Raw genomic sequence first — 25,477 nt, forward strand, 5'->3', positions numbered from 1 at the left:
ATAAGTTGTATTTTAAATGCATCTTATGTTCCAGGGAATACCCCTTTAGGGTACCAGGCTATTTTTTCTCGCTGACCAGTTTCTGCAGCACGGGTTTTTCCGGACGAGCACGCACGGCAGACACCACGCCGAGCACCAGCAGCAGAATACCGCTTAGGGTCAGAAGCGGGGGCAGACTCTGGCGCAGAATAAAGGTATACAGCAGTCCGGCAAGGGTTTCGAAGACGATCAGCGGCCCGAGGATCACCGTTGGCAGACGCTGGCTGGCAACGTTCCAGCACCACGCCCCAACCCATGAACAGAAGATAGCGATCGCCAGCATCAGGGTGACGAACACCGCCGGGCGCGGGCCGAAGGGGAGCGGGAAGTCCGGGTGCTGTCCATGCAGCCACCCGCAGGCGATAAGGTATCCGACCAGCGATACCGGCAGGGTCACCAGCGCCTGCGCGGTAGCCCACATCATCGGCGGTTTATCCGGGTTTTCCCGCAGCCAACGGGCGTTGCGCAGCGCGTACCAGGCCCAGCACACCACCGAGATCAACGCCAGCAAGATACCGGAGCCGTAGCGCCACGGGCTGAAATCGGGTAAGCCCTGATGCAGTTCAGCGATATTGACGCATGCCAGGCCGAAGGCAATACAGACCAGCGCCGGGAACAGTCGCCGCCACGGCAGCTTTCCATCGCGCTGGCTATAGAGCAGGTTGGCGAAAACCGGCAGCACGACCGGCAGAGTGCCGATAATCATGGTCGACACCGGCGCGCCGGTACGCTGAATCGCGCTGGCCAGGCAGACGTAATAGATTAAGTTGCCCATCAGGGTCAGTCCCAGCGCCGTCCACCAGTCTTTCCTGGCGAGCTGGCGCAGCCGTGCGCGGCCCAGCCAGGCCAGCGGCAGGGCGATCAGCCCCAGCGCCAGATAGCGCCCCATCGACTGTAAAACAGCCGGGTATTCCGGCACCAGTAAAGGGCCCACGAATATCAATCCCCACATCAGCCCTGCCAGCAGGGCGTACAGCACACCACTAATCATCATGCTTTCCATTACTCTTTTTGTTGGCGACAGTGTAGGAGAGGCTTTAGCGGGAATATTGTATGAGGTTGCGCATTAGCGCGGGAGAACCTGCTTTTGATAACGTACCGGGGTAATGCCGTAACGGCGGGTAAACGCGCGGGTCAGGTGCGACTGGTCGGTCAGTCCGGCGGCGAGAGCGACGTCGGCAGCGGGCATACCGTGGGTGAGAAACGCTTTGGCGCGCCACAGGCGAATGGCCATTAACATCTGGTGCGGCGTAACGTGGAAGTGCGCTTTGAACTGGCGCTGGAAATGGTACGGGCTCAGCGCCGCCACCTGCGCCAGCTCATCGAGGGTCACCGTACGCATATAGTTATCATGCAGATAGTCTCGTACCCGCTCGAAGCGGTGGCGAGCTTCGGGCAGCGCAGCGGCGTGGTGAGCGAATGGCCGGAAGGTATCGATTAAATCCAGCAGCAGACCCTGCTGCGCGAGCGGATCGTCAGTATGCCACAGGCCGTAGATGAGATTGCCGATTTGCCGGGAGCGAAGCGGGTCCTGACGCACCACTTCGCTGAACCACCAGTGGCGCACGCCGGTCACCTTTTCCAGCGTATCCGGGTCGAGATAAATCATCCGATAGCGCCAGCCGTCGGCAGTCTCCGCCTCGCCGGTATGCAGTTCATCGGGATTCATGGTGACGATAGAGTTAACCGTAGCTACATGCTGGCTGCCGCGATAGCGAAAACGCTCGGCGCCGAGCTCTATCGCGCCGATACCAAAGGCTTCATGGGTGTGCGGTTCAAAGGCGTAGCGGGAGATGTGGGCATGATACAGCTCAACGCCGGGCAGCTGCGCCAGATGGCGAAAGCGCGCGCTGTCTCTTTCATCATTAAACTGTTCCGGTACGCCTTGCATGCGATAACTCCCGACGGACATCCGTACATTATTGAGGATGGTCCGCCGGGATGCTACAAAAATTAACCAGCCTGTAACTTTTACAGGATGCCTTTGATGCTATCAGCGAGGGTGGTGGTCGGGCGGCCAATCAGCGCGCTCAGGGTGCGGCTATCGTCGAACAGCCCGCCTTTGGAGGCGCCGGTATCAGAATTCGCCAGCATATCAGCCAGGCCTGCGGGCAGGCCGACGCCCTTCAGCGCGGCGGCGAAGTCGGCTTCGCTGAGGTTTTGATACACCACGTTTTTACCGCTTTGTTTGCTCAGCTCAGCGGCGAGTTCGCTCAAAGTCCACGCCTCATCGCCCGCCAGTTCATACACTTTTCCGGCGTGGCCCTCTTCGGCGATAACGCGAGCGGCAGCGGCGGCGTAATCCGCGCGGGTAGCAGAGGCGATTTTGCCGTTACCGGCAGCGCCGATAAACACGCCGTGCTCAATCGCCGGCGGCGCGCTGGCGAGATAGTTTTCGGTGTACCAGCCGTTGCGCAGCAGGGCATATGCAATGCCGGAGTCGGCGAGCATCTGCTCGGTGGCGATATGTTCATCCGCCAGCCCCAGCGGGGAGGTATCGGCGTGCAGCAGGCTGGTATAGGCGATAAATTTCACGCCGGCAGCTTTCGCTGCATTAATCACGTTGCGGTGCTGGACGGCGCGCTGACCGACCTCGCTGGAAGAGATTAGCAACAGTTTGTCCACGCCCTGGAGGGCGGCGGTCAGGGCCGCTTCATCGCTGTAGTCGGCCTGACGAACCCCTATGCCCCTTTGGCTCAGCGATTCGGCTTTTGCCGGGTTGCGCACGATAGCCACAACCTGGCCCGCGGGGACGGTTTTTAACAGGTTTTCCAGGACGTGTTGGCCAAGCTGGCCGGTTGCGCCGGTAATTGCGATCATGGGTCTTCTCCTTCGTGTTCATTGGCAGTTATGGTAAGCTAACACCTTAACTAACTTTTAGTAAGTACGTACAAAAAGGTAAGTATGAATATGGCGAATCTGACGCTGAGCGAGCAGCTACGTAACGGCAACCTGTTTGCCGAACAGTGCCCCTCGCGGGAAGTGCTCAAACACGTGACCAGCCGCTGGGGCGTACTGATTTTGGTGTCCCTGCGCGATGGCACCCATCGGTTTAGCGATCTGCGGCGTAAGATCGGCGGCGTCAGCGAAAAGATGCTGGCCCAGTCGCTCCAGGCGCTGGAACAGGACGGCTTTCTTAACCGCGTGTCGTATCCGGTGGTGCCGCCGCACGTTGAATATAGTCTGACCCCGCTCGGTGAGCAGGTGAGCGAGAAGGTGGCGGCGCTGGCGGACTGGATTGAACTGAACCTGCCCGCGGTTCTGGCGAACCACGAACAGGTAGCCTGAGGTTGATGTCAATGTAGCCCCGGTAAGCGCAGCACAACCGGGGAACCGGCAATTATTTACTCAAATCCAGCTGATAAATAGCAAAGCCGATATCGTCGGTAGCCACCTGGCGCATCGGGTATTGCGCTTTCTCTTTGATAAATGCCGCGGCCTTGTCGCCCGGTGAGGTTTCAAAGCGAATATCCAGCGGTACTGTGCTGTGGATCGGCGCCAGGCGCCAGTTGTTATCCGCCGCCGGATGGATCTCGCCGTTTTTCTTCGACTCCGCGCCAATCCAGGCCGCCAGCACCGAGCGGTTTTCATCCGGTGAAGCGAACGCGATATGATCCTCGCCGGTGCCCTGGAATTTACCGCCGTAAGCACGATAGTTGTTGGTCGCGACGAGGAAAGTGGCGTTCGGATCGATTGGCTTGCCGTTAAAGGTCAGATGCTTAATTCGCTCGGCCTGCGGATTCACGCTGTTGCATTCGCCGTCGTAGCGCGCCGGCTGGGTGATATCGATCTGGTAGTTCACGCCGTCAATCACGTCGAAGTTGTAGGTGCGGAAGCCGTCCCAGTTAATCAGCGACTGCGGCTTGCTGCTGGCGGGATCAATTTGATTGAACTGTCCGGCGGAGCACTCCAGCCACTCTTTAACCTCTTTACCGCTGACTTTCATCACCACCAGGGTGTTGGGATACAGGTAGAGGTCGGCGGCGTTGCGGAAGGTGAGCTGCCCTTTTTCCACTTCAACAAAGCTGGCCGGGTCATTTTTACGTCCGCCGACTTTAAACGGCGCGGCGGCGGAGAGTACCGGCAGCTTCGCCAGATCCGGGTCGCCCTGAATGTAGTGCTCAACGTAGGCCTTCTGGGCCATATTGACCACCTGTACGGTTGGGTCGTCCTGCACCAGCGCCAGGTAGCTGTACATATTATCCGAGGATTTACCAATCGGTTTGCCGACAAACTCGCGGGTGGCGTCATGGTCGGCTTTTAATACCGCCACCATGTTGCTGTCTTCTGCCGCCAGCGATTTCTTCGCCACCGAGTCGTAGATCGGCCGCGCTTCGGCTTTCGCTGCGCTGACCTGCCATTTGCCGCTGTCGTTGTTCAGGACCAGATCGACCACCCCAAGGTGATCGCCCCACATGCCCGGCATCACTGCCGGTACGCCGTTCAGCGTACCTTTCGCGATATCCGCGCCTTTGATACCGGCAAAATCTTTGCTCGGGAAGACGGCGTGAGCGTGGCCGAACATAATGGCATCGACCCCAGGCACCTGGCTTAAATAGTAAACGGAGTTCTCCGCCATGGCCTGATACGGGTCGGCGGAGAGGCCGGAGTGGGCAATGACCACCACCACGTCCGCGCCTTTTTCGCGCATTTCCGGGACAAACTTGCGTGCGGTTGCGGTAATGTCGTTAACGGTCACCTTACCGCTAAGATTGGCTTTATCCCAGGTCATTATCTGCGGTGGTACGAAGCCGATATAGCCAATGCGCAGCGTCTGCGTTTTGCCGTCGCTATCCTTCACCTGGGTATCCTGAATCAGATAAGGCGTAAACATCGGTTTGCCGGTTTTGACGTCGATAATATTGGCGTTCACGTAGGGGAACTTCGCCCCTGCCAGCGCTTTATGCAGGAAGTCGAGCCCGTAGTTAAACTCGTGGTTGCCGAGGTTGCCCACGACATAATTCAGGGTATTCATCGCCTTGTAGACCGGGTGAACATCGCCCTCTTTCAGACCCTTTGCGGCCATATAGTCACCCAGCGGGCTGCCCTGAATAACATCGCCGTTATCGACCAGTACGCTATTGCTGACTTCCTGACGCGCTTTCTCAATCAAGGTTGCGGTACGCACCAGGCCAAATTTTTCCGTGGCGGCATCTTTGTAATAGTCAAAGTCCATCATATTACTGTGCAGATCGGTGGTTTCCATGATCCGCAAATCGACCGTTGCCGCATTTACGCTGGCGGCGATCAGCGTGGCCAGTAGCGTTGCGCTAAACTTAATCATCAGTGGCGTCCTTTTTATATGAGCAGTGGCACAGAAGAAAATGTATTTACATTCTGTTGCTTACAGAAATGTGAATCATGCCAGAAAAGCGGTGAAGGAAACCGCCATCGTTATCACAGATAGCGGAACTCACAATGATGCGATATAAATAAAACAACGAGTTAACGCCACTGTAACCAGACGAGGTGGAGAATGTTAGAACAAGTATGTCAGCTTGCACGGAATGCGGGCGATGCCATCATGGAAGTTTACGATGGAAAACAGCCGATGGACGTTACCAGCAAGAAGGACGATTCTCCGGTCACGGCCGCGGATATTGCGGCGCACAAGGTGATTATCAGCGGCCTGCTGGCCCTGACGCCCGATATTCCGGTTCTGTCGGAAGAGGATCCGCCGGCCTGGGAGGTACGTCAGCACTGGCAGCGCTACTGGCTGGTGGACCCGCTGGACGGCACCAAAGAGTTTATCAAGCGCAACGGCGAGTTTACCGTCAATATCGCCTTGATTGAAAACGGTAAACCGACCCTGGGCGTGGTCTACGCGCCGGTGATGAAGGTGATGTACAGTGCGGAAAAGGGTAAAGCATGGAAAGAGGAGTGCGGCGTTCGCAAACAGATTCAGGTCCGCGATGCGCGTCCGCCGCTGGTGGTGATTAGCCGTTCACACGGCAATGACCCGGAGCTGCAGGAGTATCTTGAGCAGCTTGGTGAACACCAGACTACCTCAATTGGTTCGTCGCTGAAGTTCTGTCTGGTCGCTGAAGGGCAGGCCCAGCTTTACCCACGCTTCGGGCCGACAAGTACCTGGGACACCGCGGCCGGTCATGCGGTCGCCAGCGCCGCCGGGGCGCACGTTCACGACTGGCAGGGGCGTACTCTTGATTACACGCCGCGTGAATCGTTCCTCAACCCCGGCTTCCGGGTCTCTATTTATTAAGCAACTTGTGCAGCAGGCCCACTACCTGCTGCACCTCCTGCTGGCTGAGCGCGCCGTCTTTAGCCCACTGCACGCGACCCTCTTTGTCCAGCACCACGATGGCTGAACTCTCTTCTTCGAGCTGCCACGCTTTGCGCACCGCGCCGTTGCTGTCGACGATGAACTGTGACCAGGGGTAGAGCTGCTTATTGTTCTCGATACTGCTGCGGACAAACATTCCCGAGCCTGGGATAGCGTCATCGGTATTGACGATAGTCGTCGTTTGGTAGCGGTTGTGCGGCAGCTTCGCGCTTTTAATGGCTTCAATTAAGGTCGCGTTTTTTTCTTTTGCCGACGAGCGACCGGCAATGTGCATCACGACGCGCACTTTTCCCGCCAGCTGCGCGCTATTCCAGCTTTTATAGCTAAATTTATCGTTATCCAGCACCAGTTCTCCCCGATCCGCTACGCCGACCGGCGCAACGCGCTGACCGTCGACAAAGTTATGCGCCGAGGCCAACAGTGGGAACAGGAGACATGAAACGGCCAGTAATCTACGTAGGGTCATGGTGTTTCCTTTTATTATCTTTGCAGGTGATCCGACCACTTGGTCTGCTTTAATCATAAGTGCGATTTATCGGCATTACCCGCAATGATGGTGCCAGTTTGCGTGTTGACGCACAATTCCGTCTAAAATCGGCGACTTATACTACCTTCATCGGATGCCTGAAACGAAAACTCTGAATTATTGTCATCATAAGGTAAATAAACTTATACAAACTGGGTATCACTCAGATTCTGGACTATAGTTTCAGGGCATTAAAATTTGCGATTCCGGTACGTGGGCTAACTGTGGCACCACAGGAGCGTAACCCTGGCAGGAGACAACAATGAAAATTTTCCAACGCTACAACCCGCTACAAGTAGCGAAGTACGTGAAGATCCTGTTCCGTGGACGTTTGTATATCAAGGACGTTGGCGCTTTTGAGTTTGATAAGGGCAAAATCCTTATCCCGAAGGTTAAGGACAAGCTGCATTTGTCAGTGATGTCCGAAGTCAACCGCCAGGTCAGCCGTCTACAAACAGAGATGGCATAACCTGAAAAGTGGTATGACTACACGGTAAAAAGGCGGCTCCCCCAGGGAGCCGTTGATGTTTCTGGACCCGGCATCAGCCCCAGATTGGTCGGCATACGCAGACTTAAGTGTATATCGATGGGCAATGCGTAATCTGATGAGATTGCGATCTTTATTGGCCGGGCAAGGCGTTAGCCGCCGCCCGGCAACAGGGGGGAAGAACAGTGTTCGCGAGAAAGCGTTACGCTGACTCTTTATCACTGTTCGCCGCGTCCGGCAGCTTGGGCACCAGCACCGTCGGCTTATTGTCGATGCGGGTCACCAGCAGCTGATCGATGCGGTAGTTGTCGATATCCACCACCTCGAATTTATAGCCGGAGAACTTCACCGCGTCGGTCCGCTTGGGAATTTTACGCAGCATAAACATCATAAAGCCGCCAATAGTCTCGTAATTTCCGGACTGTGGGAAGTCATCGATATCCAGCACCCGCATTACGTCGTCGATCGGCGTGCCGCCGTCAATCAGCCAGGAGTTCTCATCGCGTGCGACGATCTGCTCTTCCAGCCCCTGGCCGACCAGATCGCCCATCAGAGTGGTCATCACGTCGTTAAGGGTGATAATCCCGACGACCAGCGCATACTCGTTCATGATCACGGCGAAGTCTTCACCGGCGGTTTTAAAGCTTTCCAGCGCTTCAGACAGCGTCAGGGTATCCGGGACAATCAGCGTATTGCGAATCTGCACGCCGCCGGTCAGCACCAGGCTTTGGTTCGCCAGCACGCGGTTCAGCAGGTCTTTGGAGTCAACGTAGCCGATGATGTGGTCGATATCTTCGTTACACACCAGGAACTTAGAGTGCGGATGCTCTGCAACCTTATTCTTCAGGCTCTGTTCATCTTCATGGAGATCGAACCAGATGACGTTTTCACGCGAAGTCATGGACGAAGGCACGGTGCGCGACTCCAGCTCAAACACGTTCTCAATCAGCTCATGTTCCTGCTTACGCAGCACCCCGGCCAGCGCGCCGGCTTCCACTACGGCGTAAATATCATCGGAGGTAATGTCGTCTTTACGCACCATCGGAATTTTGAACAGGCGGAAGATGTTGTTGGCCATGCCGTTGAACAACCACACCAGCGGGCGGAAGAGAAACAGGCAGAAGCGCATCGGGTTGATGATGCGTAAAGCGACGGCTTCAGGCGCAATCATACCGATGCGTTTCGGGGTCAGGTCAGCAAACAGAATGAACAGGCTGGTGACCAGGGTAAAGGAGATAATAAAGCTCAGCTGCTCGGAGAGCTCGGGGGACATATAGCGACTAAAGAGGCCGTGAAACGCCGGCGAAAATGCAGCATCGCCGACGATACCGCCGAGAATCGCTACCGCGTTGAGGCCGATTTGCACCACGGTAAAGAACATACCGGGGTTTTCCTGCATCTTCAGCACGCGTTGAGCGTTGACGTTGCCGTCATCGGCCAGCAGCTTGAGTTTGATTTTACGTGATGCGGCCAGCGAGATTTCCGATATCGAAAAGAACGCACTGACGGCTATCAGACAAAGTATTACTAAAATACTGTTTAACATATCTTATCTGACCGTTGAGATCAGATCCTCGGAAGGGAAGTGGATAACGCTAAGTGGAATTCACAAAAAGCCGGTCCGAAGGCTCTGGACCGGCGATAACACGGCGTAGTATAGCGTAAGGTACTGTAAAGCCGCCAGAGCGTAAATTATTCAATCCGGCAGCCTGCTATTACGGGTCAACGGCATCAGGGCTGCGGCGGTAAACAAACCCCAATCCCGCCGATACCGCAGTATCCGTAGGGGTTTTTATGCAGATACTGCTGATGATCGTCTTCCGCATAATAGAACGGCTTTGCCGTGGCGATCTCGGTGGTGATAGCGCGCGGGTCGTTGGCTTCCTTCATTGCCGCCTGGAAACGCGCGAGGCTGGCTTTCGCGGCTTCGCTCTGTTCCGGCGTCAGCGGATAAATAGCGGAACGATACTGCGTGCCGCGGTCGTTACCCTGCTGCATGCCCTGCGCCGGGTCGTGATTTTCCCAGAAGACCTGAAGCAGCTGCTCATAGCTGATAACCTGCGGATCGTAGACCACGCGCACGGCCTCAGCATGGCCCGTCTCGCCGCTGCAAACTTCACGATAGGTGGGGTTTGGCGTGTAGCCGCCGGTGTAACCTGCGGCGGTGCTATAAACGCCGGGCAGTTGCCAGAACAGGCGTTCGACGCCCCAGAAACAGCCCATGGCGAACAGAGCGACTTCCATTCCGGCGGGGACGTTGGTCATCGAATGGCCATTGACGGCGTGGAGCGTAGCCACCGGCATCGGCGTATTGCGTCCCGGCAGCGCGTCCGCTTGGGCGACAAGATGCGTTTTATCAAATAGACTCACGGTGGGCCTCTCTAACTGAAAATGTGGTTAAGGTTGTAACCAAGCGTGACTTTTAACACAATAACCACGCTTAATACGTCTAGATTTAAACATAAGAATTATTTGGGTTAACGTCTATTTTTCAACCCTTAGTTGTTAGGGTTTTGTTAAGCCGTGGAGCGGCACTTTCGTTTCCTTCGGGGGGAAACAAGGATATTCAGGAGAAAACGTGCTACAAATCCGCCAGTTATGTATCACCAGCCTTTTGCTGGTCAGCGGGGTCGCCAGCGCAGCGAACGTGCGTTTGCAGGTTGAGGGGTTATCCGGGGAACTGGAAAAAAACGTCCGCGCCCAACTCTCTACGATCCAGAGCGATGAAGTTACGCCGGACCGGCGCTTTCGCGCGCGCGTGGATGATGCTATCCGCGAAGGTCTGAAAGCGCTCGGCTACTATGAGCCCACCATCGATTTTGATTTACGTCCGCCGCCGGCGAAGGGGCGCCAGGTACTGATCGCCAAAGTCACGCCCGGCGAACCGGTGCGCATTGGTGGTACGGAAGTCATTTTACGCGGCGGAGCCCGAACCGATCGCGACTATCTGGATTTGTTAAACACGCGACCGGCCATCGGTACCATCCTCAATCACGGTGATTATGACAGCTTTAAAAGCTCTCTGACCCGGGTCGCGCTGCGTAAGGGCTACTTCGATAGCGAGTTTAATAAAAGCCAGCTTGGGGTTTCTCTTGACCGTCATCAGGCCTTCTGGGATATCGACTACAACAGCGGCGAGCGCTACCGCTTTGGCCCGGTGACCTTTGAGGGCTCGCAAATTCGCGACGAATATCTGCAAAATCTGGTGCCGTTTAAGCAGGGCGACTATTACACCTCGCAGGATCTCGCCGAACTCAACCGCCGCCTGGCGGCGACCGGCTGGTTCAGTTCCGTCGTCGTGGCGCCGCAGTTTGAGAAGTCCCGCCAGACGAAAGTGTTGCCTTTGCAGGGCGTGGTTTCTCCGCGCAAAGAGAATACTGTTGAGACCGGGGTCGGCTACTCAACCGACGTCGGGCCGCGCGTCAAAGGGACCTGGAGAAAGCCGTGGATGAACTCCTACGGCCACAGCCTGACCTCCAGCCTCAGCCTGTCCGCTCCTGAACAGCAGCTTGATTTCAGCTACAAGGTACCGCTGCTAAAAAGCCCGCTTGAACAGTACTACCTGATGCAGGGCGGCTTTAAGCGTACCGATCTCAATGATACCCAGGCGGATTCTACCACCCTGGCCGTGTCGCGCTATTGGGAGATGTCGAGCGGCTGGCAGCGCGCGCTGAACCTGCGCTGGAGTCTCGACCACTTTACCCAGGCCAACGTCACCAATACCACGATGCTGATCTATCCCGGCGTGTCGGTGAACCGGACCCGTTCTCGCGGCGGCCTGATGCCGACCTGGGGCGATTCACAGCGCTATTCGGTGGACTACTCCAACACCATGTGGGGCTCGGATATTAACTTTATCGTGATGCAGGCGCAGGACGTCTGGATCCGCACCCTTTATGACCGCCACCGCTTCGTGGTACGCGGCAACCTTGGCTGGATTGAGGCCGATAACTTCAGCAAAGTCCCGCCGGATCTGCGTTTCTTCGCCGGTGGCGACCGCAGCATTCGCGGTTATAAATACAAATCTATCTCGCCAAAAGATGATGACGGCAAGCTGATGGGGGCTTCGAAGCTGGCCACCGGCTCGCTGGAGTATCAGTACAACGTGAGCGGCAAATGGTGGGGCGCGGTGTTCGTCGATAGCGGCGAAGCGGTGAGCGATATCCGCGAAAGCAACTTTAAAACCGGCGCTGGCCTCGGCGTACGCTGGCAGTCCCCGGTCGGTCCAATCAAGCTGGATATCGCCAGACCGATCGGTGACAAAGAAGAACACGGTTTACAGTTTTATATCGGCCTGGGGCCTGAATTATGAGTTTATGGAAGAAGATAAGCCTCGGCGTACTGATTTTTCTGGTGCTGCTGCTGGGGACGGTAGGTTTCCTGGTGGGGACGACGACTGGCCTGCATCTGGTTATCAAAGCCGCCGATCGCTGGGTCCCTGGGCTGGAAATTGGCAAAGCCACCGGCGGCTGGCGCGATCTGACGCTGGAGAACGTGCGCTTTGAGCAGCCGGGCGTGGCGGTCACCGCCGGGCAGTTCCACCTTGGCGTTAAGCTACGCTGCCTGTGGGACAGTAGCCTGTGCGTCAACGATATTTCTCTGCGCGATATCTATGTGGCGATCGATACCAGCAAAATGCCGCCAGCGGCGCCGGTTGAAGAAGAAGATAGCGGACCGCTGAATCTCTCCACGCCTTACCCCATCACCCTGAGTCGGGTGGCGCTGCATAACGTCAACGTGAAAATTGACGATACGGCCGTTTCGCTGCGCGATTTTTCCACGGGGCTTAACTGGCAAGAGAAAAACCTGACCCTGACGCCGACCTCGCTGCAGGGGCTGCTTATCGCGCTGCCGAAGGTGGCGAAAGTGGCCCAGGAGCAGGTCGTTGAGCCGAAAATTGACAATCCGCAGCCGGAAGAAAAGCCGCTCGGCGAGACGATGAAAGACCTGTTCTCGAAGCCGGTGCTGCCGGAAATGACCGATGTCCATCTGCCGTTGAATCTCAATATTCAGGAGTTTCGCGGCGAGCAGCTGCGTCTGACCGGCGATACCGATATGACCATCTACTCGCTGCTGCTCAAAGTCAGCAGCATTGATGGGCAGATGAAGCTGGACGCGCTGGACGTGGATTCTGACCAGGGCAAAGTGACGGCTTCCGGTAATGCACAACTGCAGGATAACTGGCCGGTCGATATCACCCTCAACGGTACGCTGAATGTAGACCCGCTCAAGGGCGAGAAAGTGCAGCTCAAAGTGGGCGGCGAAGTGCGTAAAAAGCTCACGCTCGGCGTGGATCTGAACGGCCCTGTCGCCATGACGCTGCGCGCCGAAACGCAGCTGGCGGAGGCCGGCCTGCCGCTGGATATGGAGGTGAAAAGCAAGCAGCTTTACTGGCCATTTACCGGCGAGAAAGCGTATCAGGCTGACGACCTACTGCTGAAATTTAACGGCAAGATGACCGACTACACGCTGGCCTTCAGCACCGCGGTGAAAGGGCAGTCGCTGCCGCCAGCGAAAATTAGCCTGAACGCGAAGGGCAACGAGCAGCAGGTGAATCTCGACAAGCTCACCGTCGCCGCCCTCGAAGGAAAAACCGAGTTGAAAGCGCTGCTCGACTGGCAGCAGGCGATCAGCTGGCGCGGCGAACTGACGCTTAACGGTATCAACACCGCTAAAGAGGTACCGGACTGGCCGTCGAAGCTCAACGGACTGATTAAGACCCAGGGCAGCCTGTACGGCGGCAGCTGGCAGATGTCGGTACCGGAGCTGAAAATCACCGGTAACGTGAAGCAAAACAAAGTCGACGTGAGCGGTTCGCTGCAGGGCAACAGCTATATGCAGTGGAAAATCCCCGGCCTGCATCTGGCTCTGGGCCCCAACAGCGCCGACGTGAAAGGCGAGCTGGGAGTTAAAGATCTTAACCTCGACGCCACCATTGACGCGCCGCATCTCGATAACGCCCTGCCGGGCCTGGGCGGGACGGCGAAGGGATTAGTAAAAGTTCGCGGCACCGTCGATGCGCCGCAGCTGCTGGCGGATATCACCGCCCGGGCGCTGCGCTGGCAGGAGCTATCGGTGGCTCAGGTGAACGTGAAGGGCGATGTGAAATCCACCGACCAGATTGGCGGTCATCTTGACGTACGCGTGGACCGCATTAGCCAGCCGGGCGTGAATATCAGCCTGGTGCAGCTCAATGCGAAGGGCAACGAGAAACAGCACGACCTGCAGCTGCGGGTGCAGGGCGATCCGGTTTCCGGACAGCTGTCGCTGGCAGGCAGTTTTGACCGCAAAGAGGAGCGCTGGAAAGGCACGCTGAGCAATACCCGCTTCCAGACGCCGGTAGGGCCGGTGGCGCTGACGCGCAACATCGCGCTGGATTACCGTAACCTCGAGCAGAAAATCAGCATTGGACCGCACTGCTGGACTAACCCGAATGCCGAACTGTGCGTACCGCAGACCATTGACGCCGGCGCGAGCGGGCGCGCGGTAGTGAATCTCAACCGTTTCGACCTGGCGATGCTGAAGCCGTTTATGCCGGAAGAGACGCAGGCCAGCGGCGTGTTTAGCGGCAATGCCGACGTGAGCTGGGACACCACCAAAGAGGGGCTACCGCAGGGCAAGGTCACCCTGAGCGGACGTAACGTGAAGGTGACCCAGACGGTCAACGACGCGCCGCTGCCGGTGGCGTTCGATACCCTGAATCTTACGGCCGATCTGCACAACAATCGCGCCCAGCTGGGCTGGCTGATTCGCCTGACCAACAATGGTCAACTGGATGGGCAGGTGCAGGTCACCGATCCGCAGGGCCGACGTAATCTGGGCGGGAACGTGAATATCAGCAACTTCTCGCTGGCGATGATCAACCCTATCTTCTCGCGCGGTGAAAAGGCGGAAGGGCGGCTCAATGCGCGTCTGACGCTGGGCGGCAACGTACAGAGCCCGCAGCTGTACGGCCAGATGCAGCTGAATGGCGTGGATATTGACGGCAACTTTATGCCGTTCGATATGCAGCCGAGCCAGCTGGCGATGAATTTCACCGGTACCCGCTCGACCCTACAAGGGACGGTGAATACCAGCCAGGGCCATATTGCGCTCAGCGGTAACGCCGACTGGACGCAGATTGACAACTGGCGCGCGCAGATTGCCGCGAAGGGCAGCCGGGTGCGGATAACCGTGCCGCCGATGGTGCGCCTGGATGTTTCGCCAGATGTCGTCTTTACCGCCACGCCAAGCCTGTTTAACCTGGATGGTAGCGTTGACGTGCCCTGGGCAAGAATCGTCGTCAATGAAGTGCCGGAAAGCGCCGTTGGGGTCTCTTCTGACGAAGTCATGCTGGATAAAAATCTGCAGCCGATTAAGCAGCAGAGCGCCGGTATTCCGATTAACAGCAACCTGACGATTCATGTAGGCAACAACGTTCGCCTCGACGCCTTTGGTCTGAAAGCGCGTCTGACCGGCGATTTGAAAGTGGCTCAGGATAAACAGGGGCTGGGCCTCAACGGGCAGATTAATATCCCGGAAGGCCGCTTCCATGCCTACGGCCAGGATCTGATCGTGCGTAAAGGCGAACTGCTGTTCTCCGGACCGCCGGATCAGCCGCTGCTGAACATCGAAGCCATTCGTAATCCGGATGCCACGGAAGACGACGTGATCGCCGGCGTTCGCGTGACCGGTTCGGCCGATCAGCCGAAAGCGGAAATTTTCTCCGATCCGGCCATGTCGCAGCAGGAAGCGCTCTCTTACCTGCTGCGCGGGCAGGGTTTGGGCAGCGGACAGAGCGATAGTGCGGCAATGACCTCCATGCTTATTGGTATGGGGGTTGCACAAAGTGGTCAGGTTGTGGGTAAAATCGGCGAGACGTTTGGCGTAAGTAATCTGGCGCTGGATACCGAAGGGGTGGGCGACTCCTCCCAGGTGGTGGTCAGCGGCTACGTGCTGCCGGGTCTGCAGGTAAAATATGGGGTAGGGATCTTTGACTCCCTGGCGACGTTGACGTTACGTTATCGCCTGATGCCTAAGCTATATATGGAAGCCGTGTCTGGCGTAGACCAGGCTCTCGATTTGCTCTATCAGTTTGAGTTTTAGCAATGCGAATATTTGTTTACGGCAGTTTACGACGCAAACAAGGCAACAGCCACTGGATGACCAACGCTCAGTGGCTGGGCGATCATAGTGTCAATGATTATCAACTGTACAGCCTGGGCCACTATCCAGGCGCGGTGCCCGGCGATGGCACGGTACATGGTGAGGTCTATCGTATTGACGCATCGACGCTGGCTGAATTGGATGCGCTGCGTACTAAAGGCGGCGAGTATGCTCGTCACCTGATCCAGACGCCCTACGGTAGCGCCTGGATGTATGTCTATCAGCGCCCCGTTGAGGGCTTCACGCTGATAGAAAGCGGCAACTGGTTGGACAAAGACCAGTATTAATAACGATAACGCCACCTTCGGGTGGCGTTGTTTTTTATGGGGGGATGTTGTCGGCCCGCTAAGGCATCAGCCGCCGCTCAGCAATAGAGCAACGCCCAAAAAAAACACCGCCGGAGGCGGTGTTTTTGCGAACCTGAGTGCGGCAGAATTACTTCTTAGCGCGCTCGAAGGAAGCCACGATTTCGGCTTTCGCCGCTTCAGCGTTGTCCCAGCCGTCAACTTTAACCCATTTGCCTGCTTCGAGGTCTTTATAGTGCTCGAAGAAGTGGGTGATCTGCGCTTTCAGCAGTTCCGGCAGGTCGTTCACATCTTTGATGTGATCGTATTCTTTGCTCAGCTTGGTGTGCGGTACCGCAACCAGTTTCGCATCTTCACCGGATTCGTCGGTCATTTTCAGTACGCCAACCGGACGGCAGCGGATAACGGAACCCGGCTGCAGCGGGTACGGCGTCGGGACCAGAACGTCAACCGGGTCGCCGTCCAGGGACAGGGTGTGGTTGATGTAGCCGTAGTTGCACGGATAGAACATCGCCGTGGACATGAAACGGTCAACGAACAGTGCACCGCTCTCTTTGTCGACTTCGTATTTGATAGGATCTGCGTTCGCCGGGATCTCGATCACGACGTAGATGTCTTCCGGCAGATCTTTGCCCGCAGGTACGTTGAGTAAGCTCATGTCTGTTTCCTTTAAAATGTATGGCAAACAAGTGCCCGGTATTATAGCCAACTCACATCGAATGTCTTCGCTTCTTTTTCCCCAGAACGGGTGGGTGGAGTCCGAATTTTTCGGCGTAATACAGCCTGAAAATCCATAAACATAGCCGCATACTGAATAAAATTATGTAACCGTTTTCATTGCATATGCTTGATATCTCAAAGCGCGCAAAATTTCGTCATAAACGGCGAAGCTCGCGCGGGTCGCGAAGCCTCACCGGCTCTCCGCTGAAGAGTAACGCACCGATTAACATCTAATTAACTTTTTTGAAGTGTGATGTAACGCATTCAGTTACATCTCCGATTGTCTATAGTTTGTCCGCTGGTGAGGCTTTATCCAACAATAACCCTACGAGGATCCTCTTATGTGGAAGCGCTTACTTCTTGTCACCGCAGTTTCCGCAGCTATGTCGTCTATGGCCATGGCTGCCCCTCTGACCGTGGGTTTTTCACAGGTCGGCTCTGAATCTGGCTGGCGTGCGGCAGAAACCAACGTCGCGAAGGAGGAAGCCGCGAAGCGCGGTATCACTCTGAAGATTGCCGATGCGCAGCAAAAACAGGAAAACCAGATTAAAGCCGTCCGCTCTTTCATCGCTCAGGGCGTCGATGCCATCTTCATCGCTCCGGTGGTGGCGACCGGCTGGGAACCGGTACTGAAAGAAGCGAAAGAGGCCAAAATCCCGGTATTCCTGCTCGACCGCTCCATTGATGTTAAAGATAAAGACCTCTACATGACCACCGTGACCGCCAACAACGTGCTGGAAGGCCAGCTGATCGGCGAGTGGCTGGTGAAAACCGTCGATGGCAAACCGTGTAACGTTGTTGAGCTGCAGGGGACCGTAGGCGCCAGCGTGGCGATTGACCGTAAGAAAGGCTTCGCCGAAGCCATTTCTAAAGCCTCTAATATCAAAATTATCCGTTCCCAGTCCGGCGACTTTACCCGCAGTAAGGGCAAAGAAGTGATGGAAAGCTTTATCAAAGCGGAGAACAACGGCAAGAACATCTGCATGGTTTACGCCCATAACGACGACATGGTGATTGGCGCTATTCAGGCGATTAAAGAAGCCGGACTGAAGCCGGGCAAAGATATCCTCACCGGCTCTATCGACGGCGTGCCGGATATCTATAAAGCGATGATGGCCGGTGAAGCTAACGCCAGCGTCGAGCTGACGCCGAATATGGCCGGCCCGGCGTTCGATGCGCTGGAGAAATACAAAAAAGACGGCACCCTGCCTGAAAAAGTCACCATCACTCAATCGACGCTCTACCTGCCGGATACGGCGAAAGAAGAGTTAGAGAAGAAGAAAAATATGGGCTACTGAGTCGTAGCTAAGAACAGGCCACGTTCCCGGTGGTGCTACGCTGACCGGGCTACAGTTTCACCGCCGTCTGCGGAGCGGGTAGCCCGGACAGGCGCGCAGCGCCGCCTCCGGGATTTCCCCGGTCGCTATAGCACGGCTGATTTCCCTCTCCTCCCCTCGGGGAGAGGGCAAAGGTGAGGGGGGAGCATGAACGGCGAATCGCATCAGGAAATCCTTCGTACGGAAGGGCTCAGCAAGTTTTTCCCCGGCGTGAAAGCGCTGGATAACGTTAATTTCAGCCTGCGCCGGGGCGAAATCATGGCTCTGCTAGGCGAAAACGGCGCGGGTAAATCTACTCTGATTAAAGCGCTGACCGGCGTATATCACGCCGACCGCGGGACAATCTGGCTGGAAGGCCAGGCGATTTCGCCGAAAAACACCGCCCATGCTCAACAGCTGGGGATTGGTACCGTCTATCAGGAAGTGAACCTGCTGCCTAACATGTCGGTGGCGGACAATCTGTTTATCGGCCGTGAGCCCCGGCGTTTTGGCCTGCTGCGGCGTAAAGAGATGGAAAAGCGCGCCACCGCGCTGATGGCATCCTACGGTTTTTCCCTTGATGTACGCGAGCCGCTGAACCGCTTTTCAGTGGCGATGCAGCAGATTGTCGCCATCTGCCGGGCGATCGACCTGTCAGCAAAAGTATTAATTCTTGATGAACCGACCGCCAGCCTGGATACCCAGGAGGTGGAGATGCTCTTCACCTTGATGCGCCAGCTGCGCGATAGCGGGGTCAGCCTGATTTTCGTCACCCATTTCCTCGACCAGGTTTACGCCGTCAGCGATCGTATCACCGTGCTGCGCAACGGCGGTTTTGTCGGCTGCCGGGAAACCCGCGAGCTGCCGCAAATTGAGCTGGTGAAGATGATGCTGGGCCGCGAGCTGGAGCATAACGCCTTGCAACGCGCGGGCCGCACCCTGCTCAGCGATAAGCCGGTGGCCGCCTTCGAAGATTTTGGCAAAAAAGGCACCATTGCACCGTTTAGTCTGCAGGTCCGTCCCGGTGAAATCGTCGGCCTGGCGGGTCTGTTAGGCTCGGGGCGCACGGAAACGGCGGAGGGTATCTTCGGCATTAAACCCGCCGACAGCGGCAAAGCGTGGATCAAAGGCAAGCCGCAAACCCTGCGCTCGCCGCATCAGGCATCCTGCCTCGGGATCGGCTTCTGCCCGGAGGACCGCAAAACCGACGGCATTATCGCCGCCGCCTCGGTGCGGGAAAATATTGTTCTCGCGCTACAGGCGCAGCGCGGCTGGCTGCGGCCGATTGGGCGGCGCGAACAAAATGAGATTGCCGAACGTTTTATTCGTCAGCTGGGTATTCGTACCCCCAGCGCCGAACAGCCGATCGAATTTCTCTCCGGCGGTAATCAGCAAAAGGTACTGCTCTCCCGCTGGCTGCTGACGAAACCGCAGTTCCTGATCCTCGATGAACCCACCCGCGGTATTGACGTGGGTGCCCACGCCGAGATCATCCGCCTGATCGAAACCCTGTGCGCCGATGGTCTGGCGCTGCTGGTTATTTCTTCAGAGCTGGAAGAGCTGGTGGGTTACGCCGATCGGGTGATTATCATGCGCGATCGCCAGCAGGTGGCGGAGCTGGCTCTGAGCGAGCTCTCCGTGCCGGCGATCATGAACGCTATTGCGGCATAAGGAGTAACCGATGATGCCTCAATCTGTTCCGAAAACCGGCCAGCCGAAACGGCGCGTTAACTGGCCCAAAGGGATGCCGCAGATCGTTGCGCTGCTGCTGGTGCTGGTGGTTGACAGCCTGGTCGCCCCGCATTTCTACCAGATCGTGCTCCAGGAGGGGCGACTGTTCGGCAGCCCGATTGATATTTTGAACCGCGCCGCGCCAGTGGCGCTGCTGGCGATCGGCATGACGCTGGTTATCGCCACCGGCGGGATTGACCTCTCCGTCGGGGCGGTGATGGCGATTGCCGGCGCAACGGCGGCGTCGATGACCGTGGCGGGACACAGCCTGCCGGTTGTGCTGCTGGCTTCGCTGGGAGCCGGCGCGCTGGCGGGCCTGTGGAACGGTATCCTTGTGGCGGTGCTGAAGATCCAGCCGTTTGTCGCCACGCTGATCCTGATGGTCGCCGGACGCGGCGTGGCGCAGCTGATCACCTCCGGGCAGATCGTCACTTTTGACTCCCCGCCGCTGGCCTGGCTGGGCAGCGGATCGCTGCTGCTGTTCCCGACGCCGGTGATAATCGCCATCGTTACGCTGGTGCTGTTCTGGCTGTTTACCCGCAAAACTGCGCTGGGGATGTTTATCGAAGCGGTGGGGATTAACATTCGTGCGGCGAAAAACGCCGGGGTAAATACCCGCATCGTCGTGATGCTGGCCTACGTGCTGAGCGGAGTATGCGCGGCCATCGCCGGCATTATCGTCGCGGCGGATATTCGCGGCGCGGATGCCAATAACGCCGGGCTATGGCTGGAGCTGGATGCCATTCTGGCGGTCGTTATCGGCGGCGGCTCGCTGATGGGCGGGCGCTTTAATCTGCTGCTCTCGGTTGTCGGGGCGCTGATTATCCAGGGCATGAATACCGGGATCCTGCTGTCCGGTTTCCCGCCGGAGCTTAATCAGGTAGTCAAAGCGGTGGTGGTGCTGTGCGTACTGATCGTCCAGTCGCCGCGCTTTATCAGCATACTGAAGGGGATGCGCGGCCATGATAAAACGTAATTTACCGTTAATGATTACCCTCGCGGTCTTCGTACTGGGATACCTTTACTGCCTGACGCAGTTTCCCGGCTTTGCCTCGACGCGGGTGATCTGCAATATCCTGACCGACAATGCTTTTCTCGGGATCATCGCCGTCGGCATGACGTTCGTGATCCTCTCCGGCGGGATCGATCTGTCGGTGGGGTCGGTGATCGCCTTCACCGGGGTATTCCTCGCCAAAGCGATCGGTTTCTGGGGGATCTCGCCGCTGGTGGCATTTCCGCTAGTGCTGGTGATGGGCTGCGCTTTTGGCGCCTTTATGGGGCTGCTCATCGATGCGTTGAAGATCCCGGCGTTTATCATCACGCTTGCCGGGATGTTTTTTCTGCGCGGCGTCAGCTATCTGGTTTCGGAGGAGTCGATTCCCATCAATCATCCGGTGTATGACGCGCTTTCCGGACTGGCATGGACCATCCCCGGCGGCGGTCGTCTGAGCGCCATGGGGCTGTTGATGCTGCTGGTGGTGATCGGTGGCATTTTTATGGCCCACCGCACCCGCTTTGGCAATCAGGTTTACGCCATTGGCGGCAACGCGACGTCGGCCAACCTGATGGGGATCTCCACGCGGAGTACGACGATTCGCATCTATATGCTCTCTACCGGTCTGGCGACGCTGGCGGGGATCGTCTTCTCTATTTATACCCAGGCGGGTTATGCGCTGGCAGGGGTTGGCGTCGAGCTGGACGCCATTGCTTCGGTGGTGATCGGCGGCACGCTGTTAAGCGGTGGCGTGGGCACGGTTCTCGGCACCCTGTTTGGCGTCGCCATTCAGGGGCTGATTCAAACCTATATCAACTTCGACGGTACGCTTAGTTCATGGTGGACCAAGATCGCCATCGGTATTCTGCTGTTTATCTTTATCGCGCTGCAGCGCGGACTGACGGTGCTGTGGGAGAATCGGCAGAGTTCGCCAGTGAAAAGGGTAAATGTGCGTGCGACTGCTGAGTAGTATTCTGGTTTTTCGCTCAACTTATGTACGTACTCGCCACGTTCATCCATGATAGGTGCCTGATACAACAGGCACCCTGGAAAGGGATATTTTGAGCAAAGGAACGCTATTAATGGATATGGTTGAAGGTGAAGGATTATCAGGCAAGTGCGCCAGCTGTGGGCAAAAGGTATTGCCTCCGGCGCGTTATTGTAAAACCTGTAAGGATAAAAAATATACCGGTATCGGCGGCTGGCTTTATCTGCCGGCTTTAACCCTGACGCTCAGCTCGCTTTTACAGATCGTCGGGATATGTAATACGGTGACGGTTTTTCTGGATGTTGAAGAGGAGTTTAGAGCGTTTGCGCTGTTTGAAGCGGCTGGGGCACTATTTCTTTGGTTATTGGTAGTTTATACGACGATGTTGTTTTTCAGGAAGAAACGTCAGTTGCCAAATTATTATACTGTCTGGGTTCTGTTCACCACGATTCTCTACGCCATCGACTGCTGGATTGCTGCGCATTTTTATGGTTTAGGGCTGGAGGTTGAAGATATAAAAATTTTGGCCTCATGCGCGCTGCAGATAATCATCTGGATACCTTATTTCCACCTGTCGAAACGCGTCAAACTCACCTTCGTGAACTAAAGCAAATAGACGCCGGAATTATCCGGCGTCTGAATATTACGCGTCCGGGAACTCTTTAATAAAGTTCTCGACGTCTTCGACCATATGGTTATTGCCGACGAAGAAAGAGCGGCGCTGGTGCAGGCTTTCCGGGATAATATCCAGAATGCGCTCTTTACCGTCGCTGGCCTTGCCGCCCGCCTGTTCAGCGAGGAACGCCATCGGGTTGCACTCGTACAACAGACGCAGTTTACCGTCCGGGTGGCTGGCGGTGCTCGGGTAGAGGTAAATGCCGCCTTTGAGCAGGTTGCGGTGGAAATCCGCTACCAGCGAGCCGATATAGCGCGAGGTATACGGGCGCTGGGTCTCTTTATCTTCTTCCTGGCAGTACTTGATGTACTTCTTCACGCCCATCGGGAACTTGATGTAGTTACCTTCGTTAATCGAGTAGGTATTCCCCTTTTCCGGGAAGCGCATGCGTTCCTGGCACAGGCAGAACACGCCAAGGGACGGGTCGTAGGTAAAGGCGTGGACGCCGCAGCCGGTGGTATAAACCAGCATCGTCGAGGAACCGTAAACCACATAGCCGGCGGCGACCTGGCGGTTACCCGGCTGCAGGAAGTCTTCTTCGGTGACGGGAGTACCCACCGGCGTGACGCGGCGATAGATAGAGAAAATCGTCCCGACGGAGACGTTAACGTCGATGTTAGAGGAGCCATCCAGAGGGTCCATCAGCACCACGTATTTGGCGTGTTCACAGCCTTCAAAGACGACGATTTCATCTTCTTCTTCAGAGGCGATCCCGGCAACAATATCGCGTGCTCGCAGTGCGGCTTTCAGCTTTTCATTGGCAAACAGGTCGAGTTTTTGCTGCACCTCGCCCTGAACGTTTTCAGCACCGCTGGCACCCAGGATATCGACCAGACCGGCCTTGTTGATATCGCGGTGGATGATCTTGGCGCCTAACTTTATCGCCGACAACAAAGCAGTCAGCTCGCCCGTTGCGTGAGAGAACTCGTGCTGCTTTTCGACAATAAATTCACCTAACGTTTTCATAACCCGTTCCCTGCATGTTTATGTGAAGTAAAACGAACAAAACAATCTTAACAAAGAATAAAAAAAGTTCGCACAGGTGAATCGCGCCAGCAAAATACGGATTCCCCTGAAATGCATTTCTTTCAGCCCCAACATCCCGGTAAACTGTGCTTCAGATAAGAGAAGGAAATGACGAATGCGCATTCATATTTTAGGAATCTGTGGCACGTTTATGGGGGGGCTGGCGATGCTGGCGCGTTCCCTCGGTCATGAGGTAACGGGGTCGGATGCAAACGTCTATCCGCCAATGAGTACCCTGCTGGAAACCCAGGGAATTGAGTTAATTCAAGGATATGATGCCAGCCAGCTGGATCCTCAGCCGGATCTGGTGATCATCGGTAACGCGATGACGCGCGGCAACCCGTGCGTGGAAGCGGTGCTGGAAAATAACATCCCGTATATGTCCGGGCCGCAGTGGCTGCACGACTTTGTCCTGCGCGATCGCTGGGTGCTGGCGGTTGCCGGGACGCATGGTAAAACCACCACTGCCGGAATGGCGACCTGGATCCTTGAAGCCTGCGGCTACAAGCCGGGCTTTGTCATCGGCGGCGTACCGGGCAACTTTGAGGTGTCCGCGCGCCTTGGCGACAGCCCGTTCTTCGTGATTGAAGCCGATGAATACGACTGCGCTTTCTTCGATAAGCGCTCTAAGTTCGTTCACTACTGCCCGCGTACGTTAATTCTCAATAACCTTGAGTTCGACCATGCGGACATTTTTGACGACCTGAAGGCCATCCAGAAACAGTTCCATCATCTGGTGCGCATTGTGCCGGGCAAGGGCAAAATCATTCTGCCTGAGAACGACATCAACCTGAAACAGACGATGGCGATGGGCTGCTGGAGCGAGCAGGAACTGGTCGGCGAACAGGGCCACTGGCAGGCGAAAAAGCTGACCACCGATGCTTCCTCATGGGAAGTGTGGCTGGACGGCGAGAAAGTGGGCGAGGTGAAGTGGGCGCTGGTCGGCGAACATAATATGCATAACGGCCTGATGGCCATTGCCGCCGCCCGTCATGTCGGCGTGCTGCCTGCCGATGCGGCCAATGCGCTGGGTAGCTTTATCAACGCCCGCCGCCGTCTGGAACTACGCGGCGAAGCCAACGGCGTCACCGTATACGACGATTTTGCCCACCACCCGACGGCGATTCTGGCGACTCTGCAGGCGCTACGCGGCAAAGTTGGCGGTACCGCGCGAATTCTTGCCGTGCTTGAACCCCGTTCCAACACCATGAAAATGGGCATTTGCAAAGATGACCTGGCGCCGTCTCTCGGTCGTGCCGACGAGGTCTTTCTGCTGCAGCCGCAGCATATTCCGTGGCAGGTAGCTGAAGTAGCTGACGCCTGCGTACAGCCCGCGCACTGGAGCGCCGATGTCGATACGCTGGTGGATATGATTGTGAAGACCGCGCATCCTGGCGACCACATTCTGGTCATGAGCAACGGTGGTTTTGGCGGCATTCATCAGAAGCTGCTCGATAAGCTGGCGAAAAAAGCCGAGGCGGCCGAATAGGCCATTCTCCGCGTTGATCCGCCCTCCGCGTGAGGGCGGATAGTTACGGATGGTTCATGTTGATTTCACAAAGAGTGACCTCTACCGATTCCGCTTATTTTCCCGCGCTGGACGCTCTGTACGGCAGGGCCTTCCCGTGGCACGAACAGCGTGAAGCCGAGGCTAAACAGCAGGCGCTTGATAATCCCCATTATGTACTGGAAGCCTGGTTCGATGATGGTCTGTTTATCGGCCTGAGCGGCTGCTGGCGGTTTGCTGACTATAGTTACATTGAACATCTGGCCATCGACGATACGTTACGATCGCGTGGCTACGGCAAGCGGCTGTTAGCTGAAATACTTCAGCTTGCGCCGCTGACTATTCTCGAAATCGATCCGCTGACCAGCGAGATTGCCCATAAGCGTCTGCGCTTTTATGAAACCATGGGGTTTTGCGCGAATCCCTGGGCGCATCGCCATCCGACCTATCATCAGGGTATTGCCGATCATGAATTGATCGTGTTGAGCTACCCGCAGCCGATTGATGAGACGCGGTATCAGCGCTTTGCGCGGGATTTGCGTTTGGTGGTCATGGCTCAGGCTGGTGCGATCGAGGTATTGTCGCCCGGACAAGGTGTGCCAGGCGCCGCCTCCGGGAAAATCCCCGGTTGCGGCTGATGCCTGAGCTGGGCTAAAGGTCCGCGTGTTTTGAGTTTTTGTCACCCGGACAAGGCGCGTCAAGCGCCGCCTCCGGGA

General features: G+C 56.6%; 22 protein-coding genes. 13 read left to right on the plus strand and 9 right to left on the minus strand.

From position 1 onward, the window contains the following. Positions 1 to 58: 58 nt before the first annotated feature. The 3 genes from HMPREF3178_RS10120 to HMPREF3178_RS10130 all read right to left on the minus strand — a co-directional run bounded on the left by HMPREF3178_RS10120 (position 59) and on the right by HMPREF3178_RS10130 (position 2,859). Positions 59 to 1,030 (minus strand): DMT family transporter, encoded by a 972-nt coding sequence (locus tag HMPREF3178_RS10120; RefSeq protein ID WP_004109061.1) that lies wholly within the window; start codon positions 1,028 to 1,030, stop codon positions 59 to 61. A 75-nt stretch (positions 1,031 to 1,105) separates the two neighbouring features. Then, positions 1,106 to 1,930 (minus strand): AraC family transcriptional regulator, encoded by an 825-nt coding sequence (locus HMPREF3178_RS10125; protein ID WP_017145077.1) that lies wholly within the window; start codon positions 1,928 to 1,930, stop codon positions 1,106 to 1,108. A gap of 80 nt (positions 1,931 to 2,010) precedes the next feature. Beyond that, positions 2,011 to 2,859, minus strand: coding sequence for an SDR family oxidoreductase (locus HMPREF3178_RS10130; RefSeq protein WP_004117450.1), 849 nt, complete (start codon positions 2,857 to 2,859; stop codon positions 2,011 to 2,013). A gap of 90 nt (positions 2,860 to 2,949) precedes the next feature. On the opposite strand from HMPREF3178_RS10130, the gene HMPREF3178_RS10135 reads away from it, so the two are divergent. Further along, positions 2,950 to 3,327 (plus strand): winged helix-turn-helix transcriptional regulator, encoded by a 378-nt coding sequence (locus HMPREF3178_RS10135; protein WP_004098015.1) that lies wholly within the window; start codon positions 2,950 to 2,952, stop codon positions 3,325 to 3,327. Positions 3,328 to 3,379: 52 nt separating this feature from the next. Here HMPREF3178_RS10135 and HMPREF3178_RS10140 read toward each other — a convergent pair whose 3' ends face one another. After that, on the minus strand, positions 3,380 to 5,323 hold the full coding sequence (locus HMPREF3178_RS10140) for a bifunctional 2',3'-cyclic-nucleotide 2'-phosphodiesterase/3'-nucleotidase (protein ID WP_017145076.1): 1,944 nt from the start codon (positions 5,321 to 5,323) through the stop codon (positions 3,380 to 3,382). A gap of 192 nt (positions 5,324 to 5,515) precedes the next feature. Here HMPREF3178_RS10140 and cysQ point away from each other — a divergent pair, with 192 nt between their 5' ends. Next, positions 5,516 to 6,259, plus strand: a complete 744-nt coding sequence (cysQ, locus tag HMPREF3178_RS10145) for a 3'(2'),5'-bisphosphate nucleotidase CysQ (protein WP_004109048.1) — start codon at positions 5,516 to 5,518, stop codon at positions 6,257 to 6,259. On the opposite strand, the gene HMPREF3178_RS10150 is transcribed toward cysQ, so the two are convergent. Then, positions 6,249 to 6,806 carry a YtfJ family protein gene (locus HMPREF3178_RS10150; protein WP_004109045.1) on the minus strand — a complete coding sequence of 186 codons (558 nt, stop codon included), beginning with the start codon at positions 6,804 to 6,806 and terminating at the stop codon, positions 6,249 to 6,251. The genes cysQ and HMPREF3178_RS10150 overlap by 11 nt on opposite strands. Positions 6,807 to 7,128: 322 nt before the next feature. Here HMPREF3178_RS10150 and HMPREF3178_RS10155 point away from each other — a divergent pair, with 322 nt between their 5' ends. Continuing rightward, complete coding sequence (locus HMPREF3178_RS10155) at positions 7,129 to 7,335, plus strand: DUF1107 domain-containing protein (protein WP_004098023.1); 207 nt, start codon at positions 7,129 to 7,131, stop codon at positions 7,333 to 7,335. Between the two features lie 220 nt (positions 7,336 to 7,555). Here HMPREF3178_RS10155 and HMPREF3178_RS10160 read toward each other — a convergent pair whose 3' ends face one another. Next, positions 7,556 to 8,899 (minus strand): polyamine export protein PaeA, encoded by a 1,344-nt coding sequence (locus tag HMPREF3178_RS10160; RefSeq protein ID WP_004109043.1) that lies wholly within the window; start codon positions 8,897 to 8,899, stop codon positions 7,556 to 7,558. A gap of 185 nt (positions 8,900 to 9,084) precedes the next feature. Beyond that, positions 9,085 to 9,723 carry a peptide-methionine (S)-S-oxide reductase MsrA gene (gene msrA, locus HMPREF3178_RS10165; RefSeq protein ID WP_004109039.1) on the minus strand — a complete coding sequence of 213 codons (639 nt, stop codon included), beginning with the start codon at positions 9,721 to 9,723 and terminating at the stop codon, positions 9,085 to 9,087. Between the two features lie 208 nt (positions 9,724 to 9,931). On the opposite strand from msrA, the gene tamA reads away from it, so the two are divergent. From tamA to HMPREF3178_RS10180, 3 genes are read left to right on the plus strand one after another with little or no spacing between them, the layout of a single operon-like run. Beyond that, positions 9,932 to 11,665 carry an autotransporter assembly complex protein TamA gene (tamA, locus tag HMPREF3178_RS10170; protein WP_004109036.1) on the plus strand — a complete coding sequence of 578 codons (1,734 nt, stop codon included), beginning with the start codon at positions 9,932 to 9,934 and terminating at the stop codon, positions 11,663 to 11,665. Beyond that, the gene (tamB, locus tag HMPREF3178_RS10175; RefSeq protein WP_004109028.1) at positions 11,662 to 15,438 is read left to right on the plus strand and encodes an autotransporter assembly complex protein TamB; all 3,777 of its coding nucleotides are present in this window, start codon (positions 11,662 to 11,664) and stop codon (positions 15,436 to 15,438) included. Before tamA ends, tamB begins: the two co-directional genes overlap by 4 nt. Before the next feature lie 2 nt (positions 15,439 to 15,440). Beyond that, complete coding sequence (locus tag HMPREF3178_RS10180; RefSeq protein WP_004098039.1) at positions 15,441 to 15,785, plus strand: gamma-glutamylcyclotransferase family protein; 345 nt, start codon at positions 15,441 to 15,443, stop codon at positions 15,783 to 15,785. A gap of 148 nt (positions 15,786 to 15,933) precedes the next feature. On the opposite strand, the gene ppa is transcribed toward HMPREF3178_RS10180, so the two are convergent. Next, on the minus strand, positions 15,934 to 16,461 hold the full coding sequence (ppa, locus tag HMPREF3178_RS10185) for an inorganic diphosphatase (protein WP_004109025.1): 528 nt from the start codon (positions 16,459 to 16,461) through the stop codon (positions 15,934 to 15,936). A gap of 403 nt (positions 16,462 to 16,864) precedes the next feature. On the opposite strand from ppa, the gene ytfQ reads away from it, so the two are divergent. The 5 genes from ytfQ to HMPREF3178_RS10210 all read left to right on the plus strand — a co-directional run bounded on the left by ytfQ (position 16,865) and on the right by HMPREF3178_RS10210 (position 22,159). Continuing rightward, positions 16,865 to 17,821, plus strand: a complete 957-nt coding sequence (gene ytfQ / locus HMPREF3178_RS10190; RefSeq protein WP_004117462.1) for a galactofuranose ABC transporter, galactofuranose-binding protein YtfQ — start codon at positions 16,865 to 16,867, stop codon at positions 17,819 to 17,821. Positions 17,822 to 18,007: 186 nt separating this feature from the next. Then, complete coding sequence (ytfR, locus tag HMPREF3178_RS10195) at positions 18,008 to 19,510, plus strand: galactofuranose ABC transporter, ATP-binding protein YtfR (RefSeq protein WP_070585151.1); 1,503 nt, start codon at positions 18,008 to 18,010, stop codon at positions 19,508 to 19,510. 10 nt (positions 19,511 to 19,520) lie between these two features. Then, positions 19,521 to 20,546, plus strand: coding sequence for a galactofuranose ABC transporter, ATP-binding protein YtfT (ytfT, locus tag HMPREF3178_RS10200; RefSeq protein WP_017145075.1), 1,026 nt, complete (start codon positions 19,521 to 19,523; stop codon positions 20,544 to 20,546). Continuing rightward, on the plus strand, positions 20,533 to 21,534 hold the full coding sequence (yjfF, locus tag HMPREF3178_RS10205) for a galactofuranose ABC transporter, permease protein YjfF (RefSeq protein ID WP_017145074.1): 1,002 nt from the start codon (positions 20,533 to 20,535) through the stop codon (positions 21,532 to 21,534). Before ytfT ends, yjfF begins: the two co-directional genes overlap by 14 nt. Before the next feature lie 112 nt (positions 21,535 to 21,646). Continuing rightward, positions 21,647 to 22,159 (plus strand): DUF2569 domain-containing protein, encoded by a 513-nt coding sequence (locus HMPREF3178_RS10210; protein ID WP_004117475.1) that lies wholly within the window; start codon positions 21,647 to 21,649, stop codon positions 22,157 to 22,159. Between the two features lie 36 nt (positions 22,160 to 22,195). Here HMPREF3178_RS10210 and fbp read toward each other — a convergent pair whose 3' ends face one another. Further along, positions 22,196 to 23,194 (minus strand): class 1 fructose-bisphosphatase, encoded by a 999-nt coding sequence (gene fbp / locus HMPREF3178_RS10215; RefSeq protein ID WP_004109008.1) that lies wholly within the window; start codon positions 23,192 to 23,194, stop codon positions 22,196 to 22,198. Between the two features lie 175 nt (positions 23,195 to 23,369). Here fbp and mpl point away from each other — a divergent pair, with 175 nt between their 5' ends. Together mpl and HMPREF3178_RS10225 are read left to right on the plus strand one after the other, a co-directional pair. Beyond that, positions 23,370 to 24,743 (plus strand): UDP-N-acetylmuramate:L-alanyl-gamma-D-glutamyl-meso-diaminopimelate ligase, encoded by a 1,374-nt coding sequence (gene mpl, locus HMPREF3178_RS10220; protein WP_004109005.1) that lies wholly within the window; start codon positions 23,370 to 23,372, stop codon positions 24,741 to 24,743. A 56-nt stretch (positions 24,744 to 24,799) separates the two neighbouring features. Then, entirely contained in the window at positions 24,800 to 25,399 is a 600-nt protein-coding gene (locus tag HMPREF3178_RS10225) for a GNAT family N-acetyltransferase (protein WP_004109002.1), read from the plus strand. Positions 25,400 to 25,477: the final 78 nt, after the last annotated feature.

The organism is Klebsiella sp. HMSC09D12, from assembly GCF_001808475.1.
Classification (GTDB): domain Bacteria; phylum Pseudomonadota; class Gammaproteobacteria; order Enterobacterales; family Enterobacteriaceae; genus Klebsiella; species Klebsiella oxytoca.

Excerpts from the sequence above, each read along its gene's own strand:
- HMPREF3178_RS10150 (WP_004109045.1), bottom strand. The coding sequence starts at position 6,806 with ATGACCCTACGTAGATTACTGGCCGTTTCATGTCTCCTGTTCCCACTG.
- HMPREF3178_RS10155 (WP_004098023.1), top strand. The coding sequence starts at position 7,129 with ATGAAAATTTTCCAACGCTACAACCCGCTACAAGTAGCGAAGTACGTG.
- yjfF (WP_017145074.1), top strand. The coding sequence starts at position 20,533 with ATGATAAAACGTAATTTACCGTTAATGATTACCCTCGCGGTCTTCGTA.
- HMPREF3178_RS10125 (WP_017145077.1), bottom strand. The coding sequence starts at position 1,930 with ATGCAAGGCGTACCGGAACAGTTTAATGATGAAAGAGACAGCGCGCGC.
- HMPREF3178_RS10225 (WP_004109002.1), top strand. The coding sequence starts at position 24,800 with ATGTTGATTTCACAAAGAGTGACCTCTACCGATTCCGCTTATTTTCCC.
- mpl (WP_004109005.1), top strand. The coding sequence starts at position 23,370 with ATGCGCATTCATATTTTAGGAATCTGTGGCACGTTTATGGGGGGGCTG.
- ytfT (WP_017145075.1), top strand. The coding sequence starts at position 19,521 with ATGATGCCTCAATCTGTTCCGAAAACCGGCCAGCCGAAACGGCGCGTT.
- fbp (WP_004109008.1), bottom strand. The coding sequence starts at position 23,194 with ATGAAAACGTTAGGTGAATTTATTGTCGAAAAGCAGCACGAGTTCTCT.
- ppa (WP_004109025.1), bottom strand. The coding sequence starts at position 16,461 with ATGAGCTTACTCAACGTACCTGCGGGCAAAGATCTGCCGGAAGACATC.
- HMPREF3178_RS10210 (WP_004117475.1), top strand. The coding sequence starts at position 21,647 with ATGGATATGGTTGAAGGTGAAGGATTATCAGGCAAGTGCGCCAGCTGT.
- HMPREF3178_RS10130 (WP_004117450.1), bottom strand. The coding sequence starts at position 2,859 with ATGATCGCAATTACCGGCGCAACCGGCCAGCTTGGCCAACACGTCCTG.
- HMPREF3178_RS10160 (WP_004109043.1), bottom strand. The coding sequence starts at position 8,899 with ATGTTAAACAGTATTTTAGTAATACTTTGTCTGATAGCCGTCAGTGCG.
- ytfR (WP_070585151.1), top strand. The coding sequence starts at position 18,008 with ATGAACGGCGAATCGCATCAGGAAATCCTTCGTACGGAAGGGCTCAGC.
- ytfQ (WP_004117462.1), top strand. The coding sequence starts at position 16,865 with ATGTGGAAGCGCTTACTTCTTGTCACCGCAGTTTCCGCAGCTATGTCG.
- tamB (WP_004109028.1), top strand. The coding sequence starts at position 11,662 with ATGAGTTTATGGAAGAAGATAAGCCTCGGCGTACTGATTTTTCTGGTG.
- HMPREF3178_RS10135 (WP_004098015.1), top strand. The coding sequence starts at position 2,950 with ATGGCGAATCTGACGCTGAGCGAGCAGCTACGTAACGGCAACCTGTTT.
- HMPREF3178_RS10180 (WP_004098039.1), top strand. The coding sequence starts at position 15,441 with ATGCGAATATTTGTTTACGGCAGTTTACGACGCAAACAAGGCAACAGC.
- cysQ (WP_004109048.1), top strand. The coding sequence starts at position 5,516 with ATGTTAGAACAAGTATGTCAGCTTGCACGGAATGCGGGCGATGCCATC.
- HMPREF3178_RS10140 (WP_017145076.1), bottom strand. The coding sequence starts at position 5,323 with ATGATTAAGTTTAGCGCAACGCTACTGGCCACGCTGATCGCCGCCAGC.
- HMPREF3178_RS10120 (WP_004109061.1), bottom strand. The coding sequence starts at position 1,030 with ATGATTAGTGGTGTGCTGTACGCCCTGCTGGCAGGGCTGATGTGGGGA.